The sequence below is a fragment of the Phaeobacter sp. QD34_24 genome (assembly GCF_028890115.1).
Classification (GTDB): Bacteria; Pseudomonadota; Alphaproteobacteria; order Rhodobacterales; family Rhodobacteraceae; genus Phycobacter.
In genome coordinates this window covers 21,957-41,507 of sequence record NZ_JARCJD010000026.1, presented here as the reverse complement: position 1 = coordinate 41,507, position 19,551 = coordinate 21,957, and the positions used below count along the sequence as shown (strand labels likewise).

The window sequence follows — 19,551 nt, the reverse complement described above, 5'->3', positions numbered from 1 at the left end:
AAATCCGCGGCACAGGCCGCTTGATCAACGAACAGCTTGCCAACTTGCAAATTCGGCGAGTTAACGTGACAACACCCGCCCACCCTAAAGTTATCCACAAGCGCAGGCAACGGGGTTCCGGAATCACTTCTTCGGGGGATTGGAGTCATTTCATCGGGGTTTCAGAGTCACTGCAGATCAAAAATCCACCTCGATCGCCCATGAAAAAAGGGATTTGCGCCAAAGAGCAATCTCCCTTAACTATAATATAACTCATAAATAACAGGGCAGAAAAGTTTTCCCCGCTCCAACGCCCCCTGTTTTTGCAGTGGCAACTGCTGGATTTGCTTAGAAAAATCAAAAGAGATGCGCATATTGCTTCCATGTGCGCTGTTTTTTGATATCCTGTCAAAAAGGCAGCACATCATCCCGTGGTACCAGGAACGGCGGTCGGGATCGCTGCCAAAGGACAGCAAAGCGGACAGCCTCCCATGGCACGAGATATCCACAGAAAAGACGCAAGGGGCAAAGAGGCGGGACGAAGCGCCGATCTGCCTCCCTATTTCAACATCGATCCCGATGCGGCCCTGGCGGACCTTGATGCGCCCACCAGCACCCAAGGCTTTGCAAGCATCGCCGAAGGCTGCGCAAGGGGTCGCGCCGATCTGGCAAGCCGGGGATTGGATGAGGAGGGGCGCAAGACATTGCGCCTGTTTTCCACCTGGGAGATCACCCGCTACCTAATCCCCGTCGCCCAGGCCCATTTCCGCCGGGTGCTGAAGGCCAATCCGGATCTGCCCCAGGGACGCTCGGAAACCGAAGGTGGCGCCAAGTGGTTCACCCTAGAGGAGGTGCTGCGCTTGCGCGCCCATTTCGCGGCGCAAGGATCAAAGGCCAAGGATTACATCCCCTACCGTCCCAAGGGGCTGCCCGCCAAGATGGTTGCGGTGGCCAACTTCAAGGGCGGCGTGGGCAAGACCTCCACCGCGGCGCATCTGGCCATGTCGGCGGCGCTGGATGGCTACAAGGTGCTGGTCATTGACCTTGATAGCCAGGGGTCGATGACCTCGATCTTCGGGGGCCGGGTCGAGGATGAATGGCAGACCGCCTTTCCCCTCCTGGCGCGCCACTACGGTGAGCACCTGCGTCATGAGAACCAGCGTCGTCTGGATCGCGGCGATGCACCCCAGCCGCTGGACGACAGCCTGACGGCGGCGATGGAGATGACGGCAGCGGATGTGATCCAAAGCACCCACTGGCCCAATATCGACCTCATCGGCGCCCAGCTGAACCTCTACTGGGCCGAGTTCCAGATCCCGGTCTGGCGCATGGCGGCGCGGAGCTGGAAGCTCTGGGATGCGCTTACTGACCGGCTCGAGGCGGACGGGGTGCTGGAGCAGTATGACGTGATCTTCATCGATACCCCGCCGGCGCTTGGCTATCTCACCATCAACGGGCTGTCGGCCGCCGATATCCTCTTGGTGCCCATGGGGGCGTCTTTTCTGGAGTTCGACTCGACCGGGCGCTTCTTCGACATGCTGCATTCCACATTTGCCTCGATCGAGGAGGGCGAGAACCTCGCCGCCCGCGCCCTGGGTCGGCCCGAGATGGGCTTTGAATGGGATGCGGTGCGCGCGGTGATCACCCGCTTCGACAGTGCCCAGCAGGGCGAGCTGGCGGCGCTGATGCAGGCCTATATGGGCCCGGTACTCTCCCCCCACAAACAGGATTTCACCGCCCTGATCGGTCAGGCCGGCGAGCAGGTTTCGGGCATCTACGAGGCCGATTACCGCGATTTCAACCGCGAGACCTATGCACGCGGGCGCGAGACCTTCGATGAAACCTATGCGGCCTTCAAACGGCTGCTGATCGGCTGCTGGCGCCGCGCCGAGGTGCAGATGCAGAGCGCGGCGGAATAAGCCGCGGTCAAGGATGATGGCGCAGGGTATGCGGCCAAAGGAGACAGGCAGAAGGAGATGGGCAGATGGCCAAACGCAAACGATTGATGCCGGCACAGACCACCTATCTGTCCGGCGCGCCGGAAGGCAAATCCGCCCTCGGCGGGCCGATGTCCGTGGGCGCCGCCCCCATTGCGCAGGTCGCGTCTGAGGCGGCCTCGACCGCCGCCCTGCGCGAGCTGTCCGATGTGCTGGAGAACGCCCGCGCCAAGGGGTTGATGATCGAGGAGGTGCCGCTTTCGGCCATCGACGAAACCCATCTGGTGCGCGACCGGATCGAACAGGATGCCGAGGAAATGGATGCCCTGGTGGACTCCCTGCGGGCCCGGGGCCAGCAGACCCCGATCGAACTGGTGCCTCTGGAAGGTCGCCCCGATGGACGCAGCCACGGGCTGATCTCGGGCTGGCGCCGCCTTGGCGCGCTGAAGCGGCTCTATGCCGAGACATCAGACCCGAAGTTCGCCACGGTGAAGGCTCTGATCATTCGCCCCGATACGGCACAGGACGCCTATATCGCCATGGTCGAAGAGAATGAGATCCGGGTGAACCTGTCCCATTACGAACGCGCGCGTATTGCGGTGCGGGCGATGAAGGAAGAGGTGTTTCCGACTCTGAAAAAGGCGCTTCAGAGTCTCTTTGCCAATGTGCCGCGCGCCAAGCGCTCCAAGATCCGCAGCTTTGTCACCCTGGTGGAGGAGCTGGATGCGGTGCTGTTCTTCCCCACGGCCATCAGCGAAAAGCTGGGCCTCGCCCTGGTGCGGGCCATGGCAGAGGATGAAGGCTTTGCAGACCGCCTGCGCGCCGCCCTGCAAGCCGCAGCGCGCCAGACCCCGGCTGAGGAGATCGAGATCCTGAACCGGGCGCTGGATGAAGAAAAGGATGCGTCTCTAACCCCACCTGTAGAGCCGCAAGGTTCGGGTGCCCCCGCTCCGTCTCGCCCCAGTGCCCCTCCCGGCATCCGCACCCCGGGTACCGCGGTGGGAGAGCGGATTTCCGTGCAGGCGGCGGCCGGGGTGCGGCTGGGGTTCTCGCCGGATCAGAACCGGATCGAATTGACCGGAGATGCGGTCGATGCGGAGCTGGTGGCAGCCCTGCGGGACTGGCTGAAGCACCGCTGACCGCCACCTTCATTTCCGAAGATTTCAGGCCCTAAAGATAACTTTAGGGCCTTTTTTGCGGGGTTCAGACTCTCAAATGTTTCGCGTGCGAGACATTTGCCCCCTCCACGCTTGGTCCGGAATAGATCAAAATGTTTCGCACGCGAAACATTTGAGGCGGCGTTCAGGCTCCGTAATAGTTCCGATACCACGCCACGAAACGGGCAACGCCAGTCTTCACATCCACCTGCGGCGCATATCCTGTGAGGGCTCTCAGTAGCGCGGTATCTGCCCAGGTGGCGGGCACGTCACCGGCCTGCATTTCGCGCAGGATCTTCTGGGCCGGGCGGTCCAGCGCCGCTTCCAGGGCGGCGATATACTCCATCAGCGGTGTCGGCTGGCTGGCGCCGACATTGACCACACGGAAGGGCGCAACGGGGCTGAGGCTGTCGCATTCCCCGACCGGGGTATCCCCCGGCACCGCATCGATCAGCCCGGTGATGCCGGAAACCAGATCGTCGATATAGGTGAAATCGCGGCTCATGCGGCCGTGGTTGTAGACCTCGATCGGTTCCTCCGCGAGCATGGCCTTGGTGAATTTGAACAGCGCCATGTCGGGCCGCCCCCAGGGACCATAGACGGTGAAAAACCGGAACATGGTGACCGGCAGGCGGTAAAGATGCGCATAGGAATGGCCCATCGCCTCGCCGGCCTTCTTGGTGGCGGCATAGAAGGACATCGGCGTGTCGGTCTTCTGCCGCTCGTCAAAGGGCATCTCGGTATTGGCGCCATAGACCGAGGAGGTGGAGGCCATCAACAGATGCGCGGGCGGATGGGTGCGGGCGGCCTCCAACAGCTCGAAGGTGCCGATCAGATTGGCCTCAAGGTAATCGCGCGGCGCATCGATGGAATGACGCACCCCGGCCTGGGCGGCCAGGTGAATGACCGCATCGGGGCGGTGCTGGGCAAAGAGATCCATCAGCAGGCCGGGATCCTCCAGCCTGCCGATCACCGGGGTGAAGCCGGGCGCCTCCGCCAGCATCGCGTGGCGGCGCTCCTTCAGGGTGACATCGTAATAGGGCGAGAGGCAATCCAGCCCCACGACCCGCCAGCCCGCGGCCAGCAGGCGGTCCGCAAGGTGATAGCCGATGAAGCCGGCCGATCCGGTGACAAGAGCAGTGCGCATGATGCGCTTGGTGGCCGCTTCCGGCGGCACTGTCAAACCCTATCCGGCGTCTTTGCGAAGGGCGGCAGAAGGCAAAGCATTTGACATGGAGGCTCATTTATGAGTTCTGCGCCCGGACACCAACGGATAGCCAGAGGCGGGGAGCAGATCTTCGTGAGCCCAAAGACCGAGCCGAGCCAGCCCCAGCGCCGCCTGGTGGCCGTGGTGGTGACTTACAATCGCCTGGACAAGCTGAAGGACACCATCGCCCGGCTGCTGGACAGCCCAGGCGAGGAGCTGGCGGCTGTGGTGGTGGTGGACAATGCCTCGACCGATGGCACCGGGGATTGGCTGGCGACATTGGATGATCCGCGCCTGGATGTGCAGATCAGCGAGACCAACCGCGGTGGGGCCGGCGGGTTCGAGATGGGCATGCGCCGGGCGATGGAGGCGCATGGCCCCGACTGGCTGGTGGTGATGGATGACGATGGCCGCCCTGTCCCCGGTGCGCTGGCCGCGTTCCACGCCCTGCCCGCCCATCAGGATCCCGCCCGCGCCTGGGACGGCGTGGCCGCGGCGGTCTATTTCCCCGGCGGCGGCATCTGCGAGATGAACCGCCCCTCGCGCAATCCTTTCTGGCATGGGCGCGAATTCCTGCGCACGCTGTTTGGCGGCGGGCGTTCGGGCTTTCACGTGCAGCCTTGCGATTACGAAGGCGAGGGGATGCAGATCGATGTGACCTCCTTCGTGGGGTTCTTCATCTCGGCCGATGCGGTGCGGCGCATCGGCTATCCCGATCCCGATCTCTTCATCTATGGCGATGACGGGCTTTATACCCTGGGGCTGAGCAAAGCGGGCGGGCGCATCGGCTTTGAACCCGGCGTGCGTTTTGAACATGACCTGAGCACCTTTCAGCCCAAGGCGGGCGAGGAGCAGGCGCAGCGGGGCAGGTTCATCCCCCTGTGGAAGGTCTATTATTATCACCGCAACCTGTTGTTGCTGTACCGGATGGCGGCGGGGCCGTGGTTCTGGCCCGCGATGCTGGTGATCCTGCCCAAGTGGCTGTCAAAGGTGCGGGTGCACAAGGGGGAGCGGCGTGCCTTCTTGCGGCTGATGACACGGGCGATCCGCGACGGGCTGCGCCGCCAGACCCATGTGCCTCATGCGGATGTGCTGGCGCTTGCAGAAAAGGTACTCAGCACCGCGGATTAGGCGCGCCCTTGATCAGCGGTTCAGGATGTCGCGGTGATAGCGCCCCATCAGCACCAGCCCCATTGCGAGAAGAATAAGGCTGACAAGTATCACATAGGTGCCATTCACATAGGAGGCCGCATAGGTCGGATAGAACCCGGTGCGCATCAACCCGGTGATATGCATCAGGGGATTGTACCATAGGATCTCCTGACCCAGTGGCGGCAAATCCTCATAGAGAAAAAAGACGCCCGAGGCCAGGAACAGCGGGCGAGTCAGGATCCCCCAAGTAATTCCCCAAAGTGGGTAGAGACCGATCAAAGCGCAGTTCACCGTACCCACGCCCAGCCCCAGCAGCATTGCCATGGCAACGGCTTCGATGACGGGCGGCATGTCCAGCACCGTGCGGCTGTCGATCACCATCAGTACACCGCTCAGCAAGAGCATCATCACAAAGATACTGGTGAGGCTGTTCAGGATGAAGCGGGCCAGAATCGCATCCAGCCAAATCACGGCGGGGTATTTCAGCAGCGGTTTGGAGAAATTCAAGGCCCGGGCGCAGGTATTGGAGACCTGCCCATATAGGTCAAAGGGCAGATAGCCGGTGGCATAGAACAGCAGAAAGCTGGTCCCCAGCGAGGGGGTGCGGATGATCAGGGAAAACCCGAGGCTGAGAAACAGGATTGCTGCCAACGGCTCCAGCACGGCCCAGATATAGCCACCAGGGGTGCGCCCGTAGCTGGTCGACATCTCGCGCAGGATCAGGGCTGTCACGGTGCGCAGACTGGCAAACCGCCGCCGACTCCGGTCGGCATTCGTCGGGGTTTGAGCCGGTGGCAGGGCTTGAGTGGTGCGAGACTGCGATGACCCTGACGGGGCTGCGGGGGGGAGGCTGGCCATATGGGATCGCTGTGAATGGGTGTTGTGAATGAGGGGTTTGCAAGCGATACTATGAGCCATAGAACAAGTAATTACAAATGGCTCTGGAGTCTCTTCTCGGGCTTTTGAAACGGGCGCATATGACACAGGACCATCCGGCCATGGGTTTGAAATCTTCGGGCAAGAAAATGGGCGGAGCAGGCAGGAAATTGGCTGCGCAGGGCGGAGCCGATACCGACAGCAATGTCAAAAAGCTTCCTCAGCAGCCCTCCCATGTACAGGGGGGCGCCGCCGGTCAGGGAGATGAAACCGCGGGCGCGCAGCAGAAAAACGGCGGCGGCGGGGGAGGCCGCAAGAAACTCAAGAAACTGCGCCAGAAGGTCAAGGCCACCGAGGCGGCCCTGGAGGATGCGAAACGGCAGGCTGCGGAAGCCCCGGCCTATCCGGTTGCCCGGCCCGCACAGATGCGACGGCGCCACTGGGGGCTTGTCGCCAGTTTTCTTCTCCTGGTGCTGGCGCCGCTGGCTGCGGTGATCTTCTATCTCTTCACCATCGCCGAGGACCAATATATCTCCACCGCCGGTTTCACCGTGCGCAGCCAGGAAAGCTCGGGCGCCACGGATATCCTGGGCGGTCTGGCCAATTTCGCGGGCAGCACCACCGCCTCGGATGGCGATATCCTTTATGAGTTCATCCAGAGCCAGGAAATGGTGGAGGCGGTGGATCGTGCCGTGCCGTTGCGACCTCATTTCAGCCAGCACTGGCCCCGGGACTGGGTGTTCTCGCTCTGGCCCGATGCCACCCTGGAAGAGATGATCTGGTACTGGCACCGCATTGTCGGCATTTCCTATGACAGCGGCTCGGGGCTGACCGAGGTGCAGGTGGTGGCTTTTGATGCCGATACCGCTCAGACGATTACCCGTGCCATCGTCGAAGAAAGCCAGACCCGCATCAATGCGCTCAATGAACAGGCGCGCGAGGATGCCATGCGCTATGCCCGCGAGGATCTGGACGAGGCGCTGGAGCGGCTGAAGGGCGCGCGCGAGGCGCTGACCCAGTTTCGCACCCGCACCCGCATCGTCGATCCCGAGGCCGATATCCAGGGCCGCATGGGGGTGATGAACAACCTGCAGCAGCAGCTGGCCGAGGCGCTGATCGAATATGATCTGCTGCGCGGCACCGTGGGCGACAGCGACCCGCGTCTGAAAAAGGCGCAGCAGCATATCGACGTGATCCGCGAGCGTATCGACATCGAGCGGCAGACCTTTACCTCCAGCAATACCGATACCGGTGCGGTGGGCGAGGATTACCCCTCGCTGATCGCCGAATTCGAACGGCTCACGGTGGATCTGCAATATGCCGAGGAAACCTACCGCGCCGCATTGACCGCGCTGGAGGCGGCGCGCGACGAGGCCACCCGGCAAAGCCGCTATCTGGCCACCTATATCAAACCCACCCGGGCCCAGGAATCGGAATATCCGGGCCGCTACATGTTGTCGGGATTGGCCGGGTTGTTCCTGCTCCTGACCTGGTCGATCCTGGCGCTGATCTACTATTCGATCCGGGACCGCAGCTAAGGCGGGCGAGGGGCTGAGTTCATGATCCGGTTCGAGAATCTGACCAAGAGCTTCTGGCTGCGGGGCGAGCGCAAGATTGTCATCAACAATCTCAACCTCACCCTGCCGACGGGCAAGTCCCTGGCGCTTCTGGGGCGCAACGGGGCCGGCAAATCGACGTTGTTGGAGATCATCGCGGGCACCCTGCGCCCGGATCACGGGCGGGTCATTTCGGATGGGACCATTTCCTGGCCGGTGGGGCTGGGGGCCTCGTTTCACCGGGAGCTGACAGGGGCGGAGAATGTCCGTTTCATCGCCCGCATCTACGGCGTGGATACGGAGGACCTGGTGGCCTTCGTCGAGGATTTTGCCGAACTGGGGAAATTCTACCACATGCCGATGCGCAGCTATTCCTCGGGGATGCGCTCGCGGCTGACCTTCGGGGCCTCCATGGGCATTCGCTTTGACACCTATCTGGTGGATGAGGTCACGGCAGTGGGCGACAAGGCCTTCAAGCGCAAGAGCCGCGAACTCTTTAACGACCGGATGCAGCAGTCCAGCGCCATCATGGTGAACCATTCGATGGGGCAGGTGCGCAAGTTCTGCAATGCAGGCATCGTGCTGGAGCACGGGAAGATGCAGTATTTCGACGATTTGGAGGAGGCGATCGCTGTGCATGAGGCGATGCTGGCCTGAGGCCGGGTGTCGAAGGGCGGCTCAATCTGTGCGATATGCGCCCATCTGCCGGTCTTTGCCTGTTTTCGTGCTGCATCAGGGGCATGTGGTGCGGGAATCTGCACTGTCACAGGCAAGATGAATTGTACTTTTGAGCCATGTTCCAGTAAGGAGCCTGAAGTGGGAAAAGGTGCAGGTCCGGAGGAGTTTCGACGATGGCTGAAAAGGCGCAAGCGGCAGGGTTTACCACCCTGCAATCCCTGATGTGGCCAGAGTTCGGCATCTGTACCGAGCGGGAACTCTATCTGCGCGTACAGGGGCCGGTTGCGGTTTCCGACAGTCAGCGTGAATTGCGTTTCGCCACCGGCGGGGAGGCGTGCTTTTCCTCCTGGTTCAACCTCTTCAACCTGGAAAAATGGCAGCGCGAATGCGGTCTCTCCTCCCTGTCCCTGTGCCTTGAGGGGAGCGGGGAGTTCGAGCTCTCGGTGTTCCAGGCGCCGCGCGGCCGGTCCTGGGACCGGGTGCTGAGCGACATCGTGACCTTCCCCAAGACCGGCGCGGAAAAGGGACATCTGCGGGTGGATCTGTCGCATCTGCTGGCAGAAGGCCATGCCGAAGGCGTGCTTTATTTCGAGCTGAAGGCGATGGGGGCAGGGGCCTTGACGGGGGCCAGCTGGCAGACGGCCGATGCCCCCAAACGCCAGCCAAAGCTGGCGCTGGCGGTGACCACCTTCCGTCGCGAAGCCGAAGTGGCGCGCACGGTGACCCGCTTTTCCGCCTTTCGGGCGCAGTCCTGGATGAAGGACCACGTGCAGATGATCGTCACCGATAATGGGCAAACGGTCGATCTGGAGCCGCCCGAGGGCGTCAGCATCATTCCCAACGAGAACCTCGGCGGGGCAGGGGGGTTCACCCGCGGCCTTCTGGAAGCCCGCGCCCAGGGCGCCTCTCACTGCCTGTTCATGGATGACGATGCCTCGATCCACATGGAAAGCCTGGAGCGGACCTGGATGCTCTTGGCCTATGCCACGGATCCCAAGACCGCCATTGCCGGGGCGATGATCAGCGAACAGCACCGCTGGGCGATCTGGGAGAACGGCGCCCTGTTCCATACCCGCTGCCAGCCCCTGCACATGGGCACCGACCTGCGCGATCCCATCAAGATGGTCGAGATGGAGAACAAGGCCACCCGGCCCGTGCCCGACACCTTCTATGGCGGCTGGTGGTATTTCGCCTTCCCGGTGGAGGAAGCCAAGCACCTCGCCTTTCCCTTCTTCGTGCGCGGCGACGATGTCAGCTTCTCGCTGGCCAATGACTTCAATATCCTCACCCTCAACGGGGTGGTCTCCTTCCAGGAAAGCTTTACCGAGAAGGAAAGCCCGCAGACGTGGTACCTGGACCTGCGCAGCCATATGGCGCATCACATGAGCCTGCCCGCGCTGGAGGTGGGCGCCAAGGGGGTGCTGAAGATCGCCATCTGGTTCTTCCTGCGCAACCTGCCAAGGATGCATTACGACACCCTGGCCGCGATCAACCTGGCGATGGAAGACGTGATGCGGGGGCCGCAGTTCTTCGACCAGCACGCCGATATGGCGACCCGCCGCGCCGATCTGAAGGCGCTGACCCATGACGAGGCCTGGCAGGAACTGGATCCGCGCAGGCCCTTGCCGCCGGTGCGCAAGGCTCCGCCAAGCTGGGGTGTTCGGATGGCGATGAAACTGACGCTGAACGGGCTGTTGATCCCCGGTTTTGCCCGTCTGGGGCGCAAGATCACCCTGGAGGCGCCGAACCGCGGTCATATCGGTTATGTCTGGGGGGCGTCGGAAATCACCGTGCTCAATGCGGATCAGGACAAGTTCTACACGGTGCGCCACTCCAAGGGCGCGGCCTGGCGCCAGATCCGTCGTCTGATCCGCAATGCGCGGGCCTTCCTCAAGACCTATGATGCACTGGCGGCGGACTACCGCAACAGCTATGACGGGATCACCAGTGAGGACTATTGGCAGGCCAAGCTGGGCCTGAAGACCAACGCAGATATTCAGCAGGATGCCGCCGAGTGAAAGCGATCAAACGACTGTTACGCCGCCCCTCTCCCCAGGTGGAGCAGGAGCTCGAGAAGACCCCGGATCCAGTTCAGCAGGAGACCCCGCAGACAGGTGCTCGGATGGGCGCACATGCGGGCCGGGCACCGCTCAAGGTCATCCTGTTCATCGGCCATCACAAGGTGGGATCGACCTCGCTGCAGGACTACCTGTCGCGCAATGCCGCGGACCTGGCCCGTGCCGGCATCCTGTATCCTTATGTGGATTTCGAAGGCATGGCGCATTTTGCGGCCATGGCCAATGGCCAGCTGCAGCCCGAAGGGTCCCTGCCGATCAATGTGCGCGAGCCGCATAATGCGCTGGCCTTCCGGATGCTGGCGGACCACCGGTCCGGATCGGTGCCAGCCTATCACAAACGCCTGCCTGCCCTGGGGCAGATGTCCCATGCGCTCAAGCAGCAGGTCCGGTTCACCGATCCCCATACGGTGATCCTGGCGGCCGAGGTCTTTGCCAATTTCAACGGAGCCTCTCCGGCATTGATCGAGCGGCTGGCGGGATATTTCCCGGGCGCCGAATTCACCGTGGTGGCCACTCTGCGCCGGATCGATGAATATCTGGCCTCCTGGCATGGTCAGCGGTTGAAGTTCGGCCATCAGCTGCAGCCGCTGCGCACGACCGGGATCGATGGCTATCTCAAGGGCATCCACTTCAATTACCGCCTGATGGTCGAGGGCTGGATGAAGGCGCTGCCGCAGGCGCAGGTGATCCTGCGTGACTATGCCGATGTGCGCAAGAATGGCGGCTCGGTGAATGATTTCATCACCCAGACCGGGCTGCAGATGCCCGATGGTCTGTCGCCGGAGCGGCGCGAGAACGATTCCATCCATCGCGGGATCTACGAGATCTCCCGCCGCGCCAATGCCGCGCTGCCAGCGCGTGAGGCAGGGCAGCTGCGCAACAGCCTGCGCCAGATGACCGCTCGGCTGGACCTGCCGCCCAGCCATGATATCGAACTGTTCGGAGCGGATAATCGGGCGCGTCTTCAGGAGCAGTTCCAGCCGATCGACAGCTGGCTGGGCGAGGTGGTGGGCCGCTCCGGTTTCTTTGCGGACCTTGCACAGATCAGCGCGACCGACGCCCGCGCCGAGATGGAGGTCTACCGGGAGGCGGTGGAGCGGATCTGCAGCATTGCCGGCTGGTGGGAAACCCCGGCTGAAATCGATTTTATGAAGACGTTGCAAGCGGATGCCGCGTCTGCCGAGACATAGAAAAAGGGTGCTTGATGATTAAGGAACTGATTGTTCACCTGGGGGACACCAAGACCGGATCGACCTCCATCCAGCGGGCGCTGGTGCAAAAGGCCTATGATATTCCGGGCGCCTCGCTCTGCTATCCGACCGGCAACCACCATATCGCCATGGCCAAGACCCTGACCCGCAAGCACCGCCTGGGGGAGCGCGGCAAGCGATTTGCCCGGGTGAACGCGGCCCTGCAGCAGAGCGACGACGACTATGGGGTCGTCTCGGCCGAGCATTTCCAGTTCGTAGACCCTGAAGTCTTTGCCGGGGCGATTGCCGAATTCTGGCCTGGGTTCGAGGACCGGATGCGCTTGGTCGCCTATGTGCGCCCGCATCCCGACAAGCTGCTGTCCTCCTTTTCCGAGCGGGTGAAACTGGGCAATGCCATGGGGTCTTTTGAAACCTATCTGGACAAGATGTCAGAGAGTGGCGGGATCGATTACCTGCCCCGGTTCCAGAAATGGCGCGATGTCTTTGGCGACCGTTTCACCCTGCGCCCCTTCGTGCGCAAGGAGTTGCACAAGGAGGACGCGGTGGCGGATTTCTTCCGCTTCGTGCTGGGCCATGAGGATTTCACCGTCTCCGATGACATCTCGGCCAATACCTCTTTGACGGTGCCGCAGCTGGCGCTGCTGCGCGAGGTGCACAGCGTCTTCCGGGCGCGGCAGAAGCAGCGCGGACGCAAGATGACGCCGCGGCTGACCGAGGCGCGCAGCGCCCTGGGGCGCACCACCAGCGAGCGCATCCGCGAGGCCGGGCTGGACAAGAGCGGTCAGAAATTCAAGATCCCCGCCCGCTTCGCCGAGCGGATCCAGGAGCGCTATCGCGCCGATGCCGAGGCGCTGGATCGGGAATTCTTCTCGGGCAGCCCGATGATCGAGGCGCTGGATGCGATCGACTCCAAGACCACCACAGAGCGGCAGAGCCTGAAGGCGGGGGATCATTTCTCTGCCGATGTGGTGAGCAGCGTTCAGATCTTCTCCAGCATCCTGTCGGATATGCTGCTGGAGAAACCCGAGACCTTCAAGAAACTGGCGGGCAAGACGCGCATCATGCTGGCGAGCAACCAGAAATAACGGTCCAGCAGGCCAGTACACAGGATTGAGGAACAGGTATTATGAAACTTCTTATGGTAGGCGCAGGTCTTTCGGGCGCGGTGATCGGGCGGCATCTGGCCGAGGCAGGCCATGACATCACCGTGGTGGATGCGCGCGATCACATCGGCGGCAACTGCCATACGGAGCGCGACGAAGACACCGGCGTCATGGTGCATGTCTACGGGCCGCATATCTTCCACACCGACGATGCCGAGGTCTGGGACTATGTGAATAATTTCGAGACCTTCCTGCCCTACAAGAACCGGGTGAAGACCACTTCGGTCGATCCAAAGGGCCAGCGCGGCGTCTTCTCGCTGCCGGTGAACCTGCACACCATCAACCAGTTCTTCGGGCGGACCCTGCGCCCCGACGAGGCGCGCGCCTTCATCACTGAAGAGCAGGCCGATACCTCGATCGACGATCCGCAGACCTTTGAAGAACAGGCGATGCGGTTCGTGGGCAAGGATCTCTATGAGGCCTTCTTCAAGGGCTATACGATCAAGCAGTGGGGGGTGCAGCCCTCTGAACTGCCCGCCTCGATCCTGAAACGCCTGCCGGTGCGCTTCAACTACGACGACAACTACTTCTTTCACCAGTTCCAGGGCATGCCGGAGAATGGCTACACGTCGATGATCGAGAAGATCCTGGATCATCCCGGCATCACCGTGAAACTGTCGACCACCTTCAGCCGCGAGATGGGCGAGGCGTTCGATCACGTCTTCTATTCCGGCCCGCTGGATGGCTATTTCGATTTCGAGCTGGGCCGTCTGGGCTACCGTACCCTGGATTTCGAACGCTTCACCTATGAAGGCGATTACCAGGGCTGCGCGGTGATGAACTACGGCGAGGAAGAGGTGCCCTATACCCGCATCACCGAGCACAAGCATTTCTCCCCCTGGGAAGAACACGAGGGCTCTGTTCTCTATCGTGAATTCTCCCGCGCGGCAGAACCGGAAGACATCCCCTATTACCCGATCCGCCAGGTGAAGGAAAAAGCGCTTCTGGCCGATTACGTGAAACTGGCCGAACAGACATCGGGCGTCACCTTCGTGGGCCGTCTTGGCACCTATCGCTATCTCGACATGGATGTGACCATCCGCGAGGCGCTGGACACCGCGCGCGGCTTTGCGGCGGCCCAGGACAAGGGCGAGGCGGCACCGGCGTTTTTCGTCGCACCGTTGTGAGGGCTCGGATGGGGGTTGCATGTTGGAGGCCGGTGCGCGCAAATTGCACCAAGCTCGGAGGAAAACTCATTTTGGGTTTTTTTTCGAAATATGAACGAGGCCGGGTGAGAGAAGAGAGAGGACGAAATGCTTCTTGTTGATGGTAAGATTCTATTCGTACATATGAAGAAGTGTGGTGGCACTGCCTTCTGTAAGGGCTTGATCGACGTGTTGCCGCCCGACCGTGTCTTCTATCTTGGTTACGATGCAGACGGTGAGGCCCGCAGCACTGCGAGCCGCCGCGCAGGGAAAATTTGGAAGCACTCCTTTGCCAAAGAGATACGAGACGAGTTGGACCCTGATGGGACCGAATTCAAGAAGGTTTATTTGCTGGCAAACCGGCCATTCTGGGAGAGGGTCGCTTCATTTTATCTGCATTGCAGGCGCCACAATGCACGGAGTGCAGATAAATACCCTTGGGTCAAAGGCATGTCCTTCAAGGAATACCTACGGAGTGATCATGCCGAGTTTGAACAGATAACCGATTATGCATTGGACGACAACGGCCAGAATATGGTCGATGTTATTGTGGATTTCGATCAGATATCCGAAACCTATAAGGTCGCGTGCAAAGAGTTTGGTTTTTCAAATCAAAGTATGCCAATATTGAATGCGAACCCGATTAAAGTGGACTACCGCAGTTTTTATGACCTTGAAGATTGGAATTTAGTAGTATCAAAATACCGGGGTGAAATTGACTTTCTCAATGAGCAAGAACACTCCGTCGATGTTGATTGGATCGATACATCGGATGTAGGTTATTCGCCGAGCGAACTCCCTAGGATTTTCGAAGCCCCGGTGGGGAGAGAACCACGGACATCTTTGTCGGCTATTGGCATCACTGCACCACATTTACGAGCACATTTCCAATCGTCTTTTGAAGTCCCCGTGCGCGTGAGTGGAAGTATTCGGCCTGCGAATCCAGTCCATATCGGTGCGTTTACGGTCATTGATAAGGCGATCCTCAGTAATTGCAAGATTGGGCGATATTGTACGATCGAGGCACGGGCCATGATCGGCTACATTGGCAATTCTGGAAATCGGTTAACCACGAGCGCGGCAGCATTTCGGCCTTTGTCTGCCGAATGGCGCCGTTTTCTTACTTTCTCAGATAGGCCATTATCCACCCCGCCGCAAACAGTGATCGGAAATGATGTATCAGTCGGTCGTAATGCAGTGATCTGCGCGGGAGTGACGGTGGGCGACGGAGCGATAATTGCTCCAAATTCATACGTTGATGCTGATGTCCCCCCGTTTGCAATTGTGGCTGGCGCTCCGGCAGATGTTGTCTCTTATCGCTTCGAAACAAATCAAGAAAATCCAGAGAAATTCCGCGCGCGATTGAAAGGATCGGAGTGGTGGAACTATGCTTTGGCGGACATTGGCCGTATCGTATTCGAGGAAAAATTTTCTATTGCATCGCTTGAAAAGACTCTCGGCCAGGCCAAGCCATTTGTTAGTAGGGTGTTCAGGGCGTGGGAGCTGGGAAGTGTCCTCACTGGGGTAATCCCACCTTATCTGGAAGATGTACTGCGACCTCCTGACCCCTGAGCACGCAGGTGTCCAGAACGTGCCTTAGGCTGCAGTTTAAGTGTATCCGAGTTCCGCAATTTCCGTTTTGAGTTCGGCCTCGATTTGCCTCAGGATCGGTTGGTAAAGGGGGGAGGCTTGCCGCCAACCTCCCGCTTTGCCGCGCTTCCGGTGGCTCTCTCCGTTTTGCGAAACGAGGGTTTCGAGCCCCTTCCAAGTCGCAACCGTGGGTTCATCGAGCCAGCCGAAGACTCGAGTGAATGTGGCGGTGGGATTTGTGACCAAGTCTTCATAGCGCAGATACAGTATTTCTGTCGTCATCGGGGGATCAATAACCCATGACTGGTACCAGTCTCGATAAGCTTGAAGCACGGTTTGAGCCTGTGCATGGGCCCTGTCGCGGATCAATTCGAGTATGGGTGGGCGGAACAGATACCAGTAGAAATCCGTGGTCAAAAAGGATTGTGGGTCGACTGGGGTTTTGCGCTGCCCGGCGACATAATCATAGAGCGAAATAAACACGTCACGCGGGTCGCGCAGTAGGACAATGTGTCGGCGAGGGGGGGCGGTAATTCCCCAAATTTCTGTTAATTCGGTCTTCAGGGTCGCGGAATCCTGTGCATGGGACTTCAGGCAGAGCTTTGGATCATACATCTTCTGTCCCGTTTGGTAGATACTAACGCATCCGACCTGGGCGCTGTTGTTACGTATGATGTTCTGTAGGAAATTACTGCCGCTTCGAGGAAAGGACAGGATGGTGGTTAGCTCGCCACGGTTTGCTGGGCCCTCGCACCAATTTCGAACCCGATGTTGTTCAGGAATGTAGATGAATAAGGCCGGAACTGCTTGCGCTGGGTTGGACGTGATGATGGTCCAAGGTCCGGATAGGCTCTGAACCCGGGTCGGCTTGAAAACCGCAACGATCCGCTCTGGGATTTTTCCCCGTGCCGACAGGCGGCGTGTCTTAGCGTTGTGAACGGAGCCATCCGGGCTGATCAGAGTTAAAGTTTCGTTCTCGGTGAATCTGTCGATGCGGAAGAATACACGTATGGTTCCAGTAGAATGATCGTAATGGACAGATCCCACGGGGAGATCCTGGAATGCCGGGGCATGAAGCACGCCCTTAGAAGAAGACGCTTTGGCCCTATTTTCGTTTTTTTGCGAGGCCATGAAGCTACCGTCTTTCACGATATTCTGAATTGCCCCGAAGTGGTGTAGCTTGCTCTGGGCGCCTCAGCACCTCGTTAAGGTCGGCGCGCGGAAAGACCTCCAGTTTGGAGAACCGGCTGGCATTATAGACATCTACCCCCAGCGCATCGCAATAGTCCTTGGCATATTGGTAAGAGCGTTCCAACCGGTCCAACACCGGGTAGTGCCAGCGCTCTCCGGGTTTACGGTAGTCGGGATGGAAATGGTTCACCTCGCCTTCAGAGACCAAAGCGCCCCCATCCCGGGTCTTGGGCTCCACATAGGAATGATCTAGACCGAGGATATAGATTTCCTTGAAGCCCATATGCACTGCCATCTGCAGCATCGAATAGGTGATCGTTGACCCCCAGGCGATGCCTTTGGTCAGATCGGTGGAAAATTCGCGGAATGGCGAGCGATTGTCCATGGGCGGCAGCCAGCGGGCATAGTGGTGATTGGCCTGGCGCGGTAGATAGGGCAACATGTGGTCTGCAAAGATCTTGGTGGTGCCATCCACCGCCAGGATCTCGGCCTTGCAGTTCTGCGCCACCAGGAGGTCTTCCACCGAATAGAAGGTGGGGCGCCAGTTTGTTTCATCGAAACAGAGGTAGATCTTGTTAGCGGCAAATGTCACCTCGGTCTTCAACAGCTCCAGGTCACTGACAGTGAGGCTGGGGCCATTTCCCAGCACGAAGCAACGCTGTCCGTGATAGCGATTGCGCATGGCGTTGAAAAAACTCAGGTCGTCGGCGGTAACGTGGCAGGTATTGACCGCGGGTGCTTGGGGGCGCAGCAGCTGAGCCTGACGGGCTTGGGCCTGCATCTGGTCATTCAGCGTCTTACTGTTTGCATCCGCGCGCAGCCCGGGTGTCATCTCATGTGGACCATAGCCAGCCCAGAAGGCAGGTGAGGTGAAATGCGTCTTAGCGGCGCGGTAGCGTGGCAGTAGGCCGGGAAAGAGCTGTGGGATCCGCTGGCGCAGTTGGCGCAGGGCCAGCATTTGACGCAGGGCGCGGATCGACTGTCGGGTGACGGTGAACCCGACCCCCTTACCGGGGTTCCAATAGCTCACTTCTTTAGCACGACGGCAATCCGTGGGCTGACTATGTCGAGTGGTGTCGATGACCACTCGCTCTTGGAGGGGCAGGAAATGGTTGTTCCAGGTGCGCGCCGTCAGCCGCATATTGCGCGGGCTGCTGGGCAGGGGCAGCTCATTGACCACCTGGCTCCCCTCGGGGGGGGTGGGCATGGGAACATTCTTTTCCTGGGTAACCAGTGAGAAGATACCGGACAGGATCTGCTTTTCCTGCACGATCAGATACTCCGGCCCCTGCAGAAAATGCTCCATCCCATTTAGCAGCAGCTGGGCGTGTTCATATTTGCGCGCCGAAACAAAGCCTCGCACCAGCTGGTCGAACTCATGGACAAATGCATCGCTGTCCTGAATTCGGTCCTGTTGCGCCAAGAGCACCCAACGGTTGCGAAAACGGAAATACTGCATGGCCGCCGAGTATTTTTCCTCGAAATCATCATGCAGCACCCAAAAAGAGAAGGGGATGACCAACTCGACCCCCGCCTGCTGTAGGCGCAGGGAGTATTCCACGTCATCCATTTTAATGAAAAATGGGTATGGCAGGCCAATGCGCAGCACATCGGAGATTGCAAAGCAACTCCACCACCAACCGGTGCTGTCGGGGTTGCGGTCCATATTGAGAAAGGCGGGAATATCGTGAGTCTCAAGCCCGGCGCCAAGCGCGGTGTCACTAGGATGGACCGAGCCGCGGAACTTGTGGCCGAAACAAGCACTGCGGCGAGGTATTTTCTGCGCCTCTGAAGTCGGGTACATCGGCGCGCCGACGTGAAAACCTGGCTTTAGAAAACGCATAAAGGCAGTATTGCGGGCAAACATTTCCGGGTGCAGATAGATATCATCATCCAAAAGGCACACATGAGTGAAACCTTGGCCTGCCAGCCCGCCATAGACTGTTTCATAGATGCCGCGGCCAAATCCGCCAGCCCCGCCGGTGTTGTTATTGGCAAAGACGGTGACATGATCATCTGTGGTGACTCCGCAGACACCAGCACCACCGCTGGGGCTGCCGTCATGGCCGTTGTCGACCAGGGTCAGGTGCGCCTCAGCCTGGGCTCGGTGGCGATGCAGGTAGTCGCGGAACACCTGGGTATTATGCTGCACATATTCGGCCCGCTTGAAGGTGCAGAACACGTAGTTGATACGCAGATCCGGAGTGGCTGGCTGATCATCGGTGCAAAACAACAGATCGTAGTTGGGCTCTGAGCTCAGCTCTTCGACCACCGGCAGCAGCGCCCCGTTGAGATCTTCTAAGCGTCGGGAGGGAAACAACTGTGTACCGACGCCGTCTTGTTCCACTTGGCCGAGATCCAGATGCTGGCCGTTTGCGCCGATCTGGCGCAGGGTAACGCGCACATGGCCACTGCGCACCACCAAGCGGATCCCCAGCCAATTGAGGCAACTGGCGTGCTTCCAGGCGGACACGTCAAAACTGTTGATCACCGACGCGCCAAATTCTCGCACATAGCGTTGCAGCGGGTAGATCCCGTGGATTTGCGAAAACCGGGTACAGTCAGCGTCGGCTGTGGGCTGGGAGGGTTCCGTTTGGCTCGGGTGTGATTTCGAAAGTGCCATGTCAGTAT

15 protein-coding genes are annotated in these 19,551 nt (G+C 60.0%); 11 read left to right on the top strand and 4 right to left on the bottom strand.

Annotation, left to right across the window (positions count from 1 at the left end; genetic code table 11):
- The 3 genes from PXK07_RS16985 to PXK07_RS16975 form a co-directional block, all read left to right on the top strand.
- Nucleotides 1-251, top strand: a 251-nt coding sequence (locus tag PXK07_RS16985; protein WP_274849542.1) for a hypothetical protein, incomplete at its 5' end; no start/stop codon positions are given.
- A gap of 219 nt (nt 252-470) precedes the next feature.
- Nucleotides 471-1,898, top strand: a complete 1,428-nt coding sequence (locus PXK07_RS16980; protein WP_274849541.1) for an AAA family ATPase — start codon at nt 471-473, stop codon at nt 1,896-1,898.
- Nucleotides 1,899-1,963: 65 nt separating this feature from the next.
- Nucleotides 1,964-3,055, top strand: a complete 1,092-nt coding sequence (locus PXK07_RS16975; protein ID WP_274849540.1) for a ParB/RepB/Spo0J family partition protein — start codon at nt 1,964-1,966, stop codon at nt 3,053-3,055.
- Nucleotides 3,056-3,218: 163 nt separating this feature from the next.
- Here the strand turns inward: PXK07_RS16975 and PXK07_RS16970 are convergent, their stop codons facing one another.
- The gene (locus tag PXK07_RS16970; RefSeq protein WP_274849544.1) at nt 3,219-4,220 is read right to left on the bottom strand and encodes an NAD-dependent epimerase/dehydratase family protein; all 1,002 of its coding nucleotides are present in this window, start codon (nt 4,218-4,220) and stop codon (nt 3,219-3,221) included.
- Between the two features lie 153 nt (nt 4,221-4,373).
- Here PXK07_RS16970 and PXK07_RS16965 point away from each other — a divergent pair, with 153 nt between their 5' ends.
- Nucleotides 4,374-5,411 (top strand): glycosyltransferase family 2 protein, encoded by a 1,038-nt coding sequence (locus PXK07_RS16965; RefSeq protein WP_274849539.1) that lies wholly within the window; start codon nt 4,374-4,376, stop codon nt 5,409-5,411.
- Nucleotides 5,412-5,423: 12 nt separating this feature from the next.
- Here PXK07_RS16965 and PXK07_RS16960 read toward each other — a convergent pair whose 3' ends face one another.
- Nucleotides 5,424-6,164: an ABC transporter permease gene (locus PXK07_RS16960; protein WP_342455888.1), complete on the bottom strand. Its 741-nt coding sequence runs from the start codon at nt 6,162-6,164 to the stop codon at nt 5,424-5,426.
- Nucleotides 6,165-6,430: 266 nt separating this feature from the next.
- Between PXK07_RS16960 and PXK07_RS16955 the strand changes: the two genes are divergently transcribed.
- From PXK07_RS16955 to PXK07_RS16925, 7 genes are all read left to right on the top strand, one after another.
- Nucleotides 6,431-7,846 (top strand): sugar transporter, encoded by a 1,416-nt coding sequence (locus PXK07_RS16955; protein ID WP_274849538.1) that lies wholly within the window; start codon nt 6,431-6,433, stop codon nt 7,844-7,846.
- Nucleotides 7,847-7,867: 21 nt separating this feature from the next.
- Nucleotides 7,868-8,521 (top strand): ABC transporter ATP-binding protein, encoded by a 654-nt coding sequence (locus PXK07_RS16950; RefSeq protein ID WP_274849537.1) that lies wholly within the window; start codon nt 7,868-7,870, stop codon nt 8,519-8,521.
- Nucleotides 8,522-8,715: 194 nt separating this feature from the next.
- Nucleotides 8,716-10,560 carry a glycosyltransferase gene (locus PXK07_RS16945; RefSeq protein WP_274849536.1) on the top strand — a complete coding sequence of 615 codons (1,845 nt, stop codon included), beginning with the start codon at nt 8,716-8,718 and terminating at the stop codon, nt 10,558-10,560.
- A complete protein-coding gene (locus PXK07_RS16940; RefSeq protein ID WP_274849535.1) occupies nt 10,557-11,810 on the top strand; it encodes a hypothetical protein in 1,254 nt (417 codons plus the stop codon). Before PXK07_RS16945 ends, PXK07_RS16940 begins: the two co-directional genes overlap by 4 nt.
- Before the next feature lie 14 nt (nt 11,811-11,824).
- Entirely contained in the window at nt 11,825-12,916 is a 1,092-nt protein-coding gene (locus PXK07_RS16935) for a hypothetical protein (RefSeq protein WP_274849534.1), read from the top strand.
- A 41-nt stretch (nt 12,917-12,957) separates the two neighbouring features.
- Complete coding sequence (gene glf, locus PXK07_RS16930; protein ID WP_274849533.1) at nt 12,958-14,121, top strand: UDP-galactopyranose mutase; 1,164 nt, start codon at nt 12,958-12,960, stop codon at nt 14,119-14,121.
- Nucleotides 14,122-14,247: 126 nt separating this feature from the next.
- Nucleotides 14,248-15,711: a hypothetical protein gene (locus PXK07_RS16925; RefSeq protein ID WP_274849532.1), complete on the top strand. Its 1,464-nt coding sequence runs from the start codon at nt 14,248-14,250 to the stop codon at nt 15,709-15,711.
- 36 nt (nt 15,712-15,747) lie between these two features.
- On the opposite strand, the gene PXK07_RS16920 is transcribed toward PXK07_RS16925, so the two are convergent.
- Nucleotides 15,748-16,860, bottom strand: a complete 1,113-nt coding sequence (locus PXK07_RS16920; RefSeq protein WP_274849531.1) for a sulfotransferase domain-containing protein — start codon at nt 16,858-16,860, stop codon at nt 15,748-15,750.
- Between the two features lie 4 nt (nt 16,861-16,864).
- On the bottom strand, nt 16,865-19,543 hold the full coding sequence (locus tag PXK07_RS16915) for a 6-hydroxymethylpterin diphosphokinase MptE-like protein (protein WP_274849530.1): 2,679 nt from the start codon (nt 19,541-19,543) through the stop codon (nt 16,865-16,867).
- Nucleotides 19,544-19,551 lie beyond the last annotated feature (8 nt).